This window comes from Pseudoroseomonas ludipueritiae (genome assembly GCF_014490445.1).
Classification (GTDB): domain Bacteria; phylum Pseudomonadota; class Alphaproteobacteria; order Acetobacterales; family Acetobacteraceae; genus Pseudoroseomonas; species Pseudoroseomonas ludipueritiae.
On sequence record NZ_JACTUZ010000223.1, the window covers coordinates 1 to 5,257 of the forward strand.

At 70.8% G+C, this 5,257-nt stretch carries 5 protein-coding genes; 2 read left to right on the forward strand and 3 right to left on the reverse strand.

The genetic code is table 11. The features are described from left to right. Together IBL25_RS24190 and IBL25_RS24195 are read left to right on the forward strand one after the other, a co-directional pair. Positions 1 to 864: ATP-binding protein (locus IBL25_RS24190; protein WP_367615681.1), on the forward strand; the 864-nt coding region annotated here is incomplete at its 5' end. 77 nt (positions 865 to 941) lie between these two features. Continuing rightward, on the forward strand, positions 942 to 2,273 hold the full coding sequence (locus tag IBL25_RS24195) for a solute carrier family 23 protein (protein WP_187781024.1): 1,332 nt from the start codon (positions 942 to 944) through the stop codon (positions 2,271 to 2,273). Between the two features lie 52 nt (positions 2,274 to 2,325). Here IBL25_RS24195 and IBL25_RS24200 read toward each other — a convergent pair whose 3' ends face one another. From IBL25_RS24200 to IBL25_RS24210, 3 genes are read right to left on the reverse strand one after another with little or no spacing between them, the layout of a single operon-like run. Then, positions 2,326 to 3,207, reverse strand: a complete 882-nt coding sequence (locus IBL25_RS24200) for an ABC transporter permease (protein WP_187781025.1) — start codon at positions 3,205 to 3,207, stop codon at positions 2,326 to 2,328. Further along, a complete protein-coding gene (locus IBL25_RS24205; protein WP_187781026.1) occupies positions 3,207 to 4,136 on the reverse strand; it encodes an ABC transporter permease in 930 nt (309 codons plus the stop codon). Before IBL25_RS24205 ends, IBL25_RS24200 begins: the two co-directional genes overlap by 1 nt. A gap of 1 nt (position 4,137) precedes the next feature. Further along, a complete protein-coding gene (locus tag IBL25_RS24210; RefSeq protein WP_187781027.1) occupies positions 4,138 to 5,118 on the reverse strand; it encodes an ABC transporter ATP-binding protein in 981 nt (326 codons plus the stop codon). Between the last annotated feature and the right edge of the window lie 139 nt (positions 5,119 to 5,257).

Sequence of the window (5,257 nt, forward strand, 5' to 3'; positions counted from 1 at the left end):
GAGGCCGGCGCCACCACCGTTGCCGAGGCCGACGAGCGCCTCGCCCTGGCCGCCGAGCGCCACCGGCAGGAGGCTGAGGCCGCCGCCGCCGGGCAGGCGCTGGCGCGGGAGGGCGATGGCCTAAGCGTGGAGGAACTCCGCGCCGAGGCCGCCAGCCACCCGGCTGAATCCCTGGAAGCGGTCCTCGCGGAAGCCCGTGCGGAACAGCAGGCGCTGACCCAGCAGATCTCGGAAGCCGCCACCGAGGCCGCGCGCCTGCGCGCCGAGCGGGACGCGCTGCACAACGACGATGGCGTGGCCCAGGCGGCGCAGGACCAGCAGGCCGCCATCGCCCAGCTTGGCCAGACACTGGAGGATGCGCTGCTGGCACAGGTGGCCGCCAGCCTGCTGGATGCCGCCATGGGCCAGTTGCAGGAAGCGGGCGACGACGCGCTGCTGCGCCGCATCGGCGCCTTTTTCGCCGCGCTGACGGAGGGTGCCTATCCCGCCGTGCAGTCGCGGGAGGATGAGAAAGGCCTCGCCCATCTCGTCATCCGCCGCCGTGAGCTTCCGGAGGAGGATGTGGCGGTGGAGGCGCTCTCCGAAGGCACGCGGGACCAGCTTTTCCTGGCGCTGCGGCTGGTGGCGATCGAGGATCAGGTCGCCGGGGGCACTACCCTGCCCTTCCTGGGCGACGACATCCTGCAGAGCTTCGACGACGGCCGCGCCACCGCCGCCTTCCGCACGTTGCTGGACTTCAGCGAGACCACCCAGGTCATCCTGCTGAGCCACCACCGGCACCTGGCCGAGCTGGCGGCCGCCACCCTGCCGCCCGGGGCGCTGCACCTGCAAAGCCTGGAATCCGCGCTGCCCTTGCCGGCCTGACTGCCCCTGGGGGCGGAACGTTGCTACATGGCGCCGCCAAGCCATCCCGCGGCGCATCAACACGGAGCCACGACCCCATGTCATCCTTCTTCCCGCGCTGGCCGCTTTCACGCGGCGGCGTTGTCGCGCCCGACGAGCGCCTGCCCTGGGGCACCACGGGCGTCATGGGGGTGCAGCACCTGGTGGCCATGTCGGGCTCCACCATCCTCGGCCCGCTGCTGATGGGCTTCGACCCCAACCTGGCCATCCTCTTCTCCGGCATCGGCACGCTGGTCTTCTTTCTGCTGACCGGCGGGCGGGTGCCGAGCTATCTCGGCTCCTCCTTCTCCTTCATCGCGGTGGTGATCGCCGTCACCGGCTATGCCGGATCGGGGGCCAACCCCAATATCGGGCCGGCGCTGGGTGGCATCATCGCCTGCGGCGCGCTCTACGCCGCCATCGGCGTCCTGGTGATGTTCACCGGCTCCGGCTGGATCGAGCGGCTGATGCCGCCGGCAGTCACAGGCGCGGTGGGCGCCTCCATCGGCCTCAATCTCGCCCCCGTGGCGGTGCGCGGCATCGAGGGCACGGGGCCGCATCTGCTGGTGGCGCTGGGCACGCTGCTGGCGACGGCGCTGGTCGCGGTCTATGCGCCGCTGCGCATCCGCCGCGTCTCCATCCTGGTGGGCATCGCGGCGGGCTATTTCTTCTACCTGCTGCTGGGCAATGGCTTCGGGCTGCTGCCGCCGATCTCCTTCGCGGAAATCTCCGCCGCGCCCTGGCTCGGCCTGCCGCAGTTCCACACGCCCACCTTCGAGACCGGCGCGATGCTGCTGATCGCCCCCGTGGCCTTCATCCTGGTCGCGGAGAACCTGGGCCACATCAAGGCCATCGGCGCCATGACGGGCCGCAACCTCGACCCCTATGTCGGGCGCGGCTTTCTGGGCGACGGCATCGCCACCATGATCTCGGGCGCCGGCGGCGGCACCGGCGTCACCACCTATGTCGAGAACATGGGCGTGATGGCCGTCACGCGCGTTTATTCCACGCTGATCTTCGTGGTGGCGGCGGTGGCCGCCATCGCGCTGGGCTTCTCGCCCAAGTTCGGCGCGCTGCTGCGGACTATCCCCGGCCCGGTGCTGGGTGGGCTGGCCGTGGTGGTCTTCGGGCTGATCGCCTCGGCCATGATCCGGCTCTGGGTCGATAACCGCGTGGATTTCTCCGACCCGCGCAACCTGCTGACGGTGGGCGTGGCGCTGGTGATGGGCGCGGGCAATTTCTCCGTCACCATCGGCGGCTTCTCCATCGCCGGCATTGGCACGGCGACGATCGCGGCGATCGGGCTCTACCAGTTGCTCGGCATCGGGCGGCGGGAGCCGGTGGGCGTGGTCTCCGGCCTTTCCGAGACCGAGACCCGTCCGCCACACTGAGCGGAGCGGATCGCCAGTGGCCCGCGGCTGCGGGCCACTGGTCCAGGCACTCTCAACGCAGCGTCGGGTCCAGCCGGTCCCGCAGCCAGTCGCCGAGCATCGAGACCGCCAGCGTCGTCAGCACGATCACGGCGGAAGGCGCCAGCAGGATCCAGGGCGCGCGCGTCAGGTATTCCCGCCCATAGCCGACCATGTTGCCCAACGAGGTGCCCGGCGGCTGCACGCCCAGGCCCAGGAAGGACAGCCCGCTTTCCAGCAGGATGATTTCCGGGAAGGCCAGCGTCATCGAGACGATCAGGGTGGAGGCGATGTTCGGCAGTACATGCCGCCCGTAGACCCGCCAGGGTGAGGCACCGAGCTGCTGCACCGCCGCCGCATAGCCCTGCGCCCCGGCGCTGATCGCCAGGCCCCGCGCGATGCGGGCATAGCGTTCCCAGCCATTGAGGCCGAGCAGGCAGATGAACAGCGGCAGCGAATTGCCGAAGAAGGCGAGCACCGCCAGCGCCAGGATCAGGAAGGGCATGGCGGCCTGGAAATCCACCAGCGCCATCACCGCCTGTTCCACCCAGCCGCGGAAATGCGCGGCCAGGAAGCCCAGCGTCACGCCCAGCACCGCCGAGATCACTGTGGCGCCGAAGGCGATCAGCAGCGACATGCGGATGGAGACGATCAGCCGGCTCAGCACGTCCCGCCCGAGTTCGTCGGTGCCCAGCGGGTGCGACCAGGGCCCGCCCATGAAGACCGGCACGGCCAGGCGGTTGCGCAGGTCCATGGCGGTATAGGCGTAGGGATTGATCCAGTCCGCCGCCAGGGCGACGAAGAGCATCAGGCCCACCCAGAACAGCGCCAGGATAATGGCCAGAGGCACCCTGGCGCGCTTGCGCTTCGGCGCGGCGATGGCGGGCGCGGCGGTTTCGATGGTGAGGTCGGACATCAGGCTTTCCCCGCCGAGATGCGCAGGCGCGGGTCGAGCATGCCGTAGAGCAGGTCCACCAGCAGATTGGCGGTGACCATGGTGGCCGCCACCAGCAGCAGGATGCATTGCACCACCGCGAGGTCGCGATTGGCCACGGCCACCACCAGCAGGCGCCCAACGCCGGGCCAGGAGAAGACGCTTTCCACCACCACCGCGCCAGCCAGCAGCGAGCCCACCATGAAGCCGACGATGGTGACGGTGGGAATGGCGGCATTGGGCAGCGCGTGGCGGCGCACCGCGACATGCCAGGGCACACCCTTGGAGAGCGCGGTGCGCATATAGGGCTGCCCCAGCACTTCCAGCATGGCGGAGCGGGTGAAGCGCGCCAGCACGGCGGCACCACCCATGCCCAGAGTGATGACCGGCAGCACCGCATGCCGCCAGCTATCCTGCCCGCCGGATGGCAGCCAGCCGAGCTGCACGGCGAAGACCAGCACCAGCAGCAGGCCCAGCACGAAGGAGGGCACGGTGAAGCCGGCCACTGCCAGGAACATCACGCCGCGGTCGATCCAGGAATTGCGGTGCAGGGCCGCATAGACGCCGGCCGGGATGCCGAGGCCAACCTTGATCAGCAGCGCCGGCACCGTCAGCGCCAGGGTGGCGGGCACACGCTCGGCCACCAGTTCGATGGCGCTGCGTCCGTCGCGCATAGACTGGCCAAGGTCGCCATGCAGGATGGCGCCGAAATAGCGCAGGTATTGCACCCAGAGCGGGTCATCCAGCCCCCAGGCGCGCCGGAAGGCGGCAATGGCCTCGGGCGGCGCGTCGGCGGACATGATCAGCAGCGCCGGGTCACCCGAAAGGCGCAGCACCACGAAGGCGAAGGTCACCACCAGCGCCAGGGTCAGCAAAGCGCGCGCCAGGCGGGTGCCAAGGAAACGGAGCATGTCAGGCAGCCCTTTGCATCAGCGCGGCCTCGCCCTGGGCGACATGGCAGGCCACCATGCGGCCGTCGCCGGGGCGCGGCTTCAGCGCCGGCGCCTGTTGCGCGCAGAGCGGCACCGCCAGGGGGCAGCGCGGGTGAAAGGCGCAGCCGGAAGGCCGCGCGGCGGGGTTCGGCGGGTCCCCTTGCAGCACGATGCGGCTGCCGCGCCGGGTGGGGTCCGGGATGGCGGAAACCAGCGCCTGGGCATAGGGATGCGCGGGGTCGTGCAGCACGGCGTCCGGCTCGCCTTCCTCGACGACGCGGCCGAGGTACATGACGGCGACACGGTGGCTCATCTGCCGCACGGCGCGCAGGTCATGGGAGATGAACAGCAGCGCGATGCCGCGCTGCTGCTGCAACTCCACCAGCAGGTTCATCACCTGCGCCTGGATGGAGACATCCAGCGCGCTGATCGGCTCATCGCACACCAGCAGCACCGGATCGGTGGCCAGGGCGCGGGCCAGCACGGCGCGCTGCCGCTGGCCACCGGAAAGTTCGTGCGGGTAGCGCTCCGCCTGGTCCGGGCGCAGGCCGACCTGGCGCAGCAGGGCATGCACCCGCGTGGCATCGGCGGGCAGGTTATGGATCTGCAGCGGCTCGGCCACCTGGGCGCCGATGGTCAGGCGGCGGTCCAGCGCGCCCAGCGGGTCCTGGTAGACCATCTGCATCCGCGCGCGCTGGCGGCGCCAAGGCATGGTGCCGGGCGACGGCATGGGCGCGCCCTCGAACTGCACGTCGCCCTCATCCGGCGCTTCCAGCCCCAGCACCATGCGGCCGGTGGTGGATTTGCCGCAGCCGGATTCCCCAACCAACCCAAGGGTGCGGCCGGCTTCCAGCCGCAGCGTCACGCCATCCACGGCGCGGACTTCCACCGGGCGGCCCAGCAGGCCACGACGCATCGCGTAGCGGCGCACCAGCCCACGGGCTTCGAGCAAAGGCGTCATGCGGGCAGCAACTCCGGCGAAAGCGGTGCGCGGGCAGAGGCGGCACCGGGGCGGATGCAGGCGGCGCAATGGCCCGGCGTCACCGGCACCAGCGGCGGCGGCGCGGCGTCGCAGGCCGCGACATGGCGCGGGCAGCGGG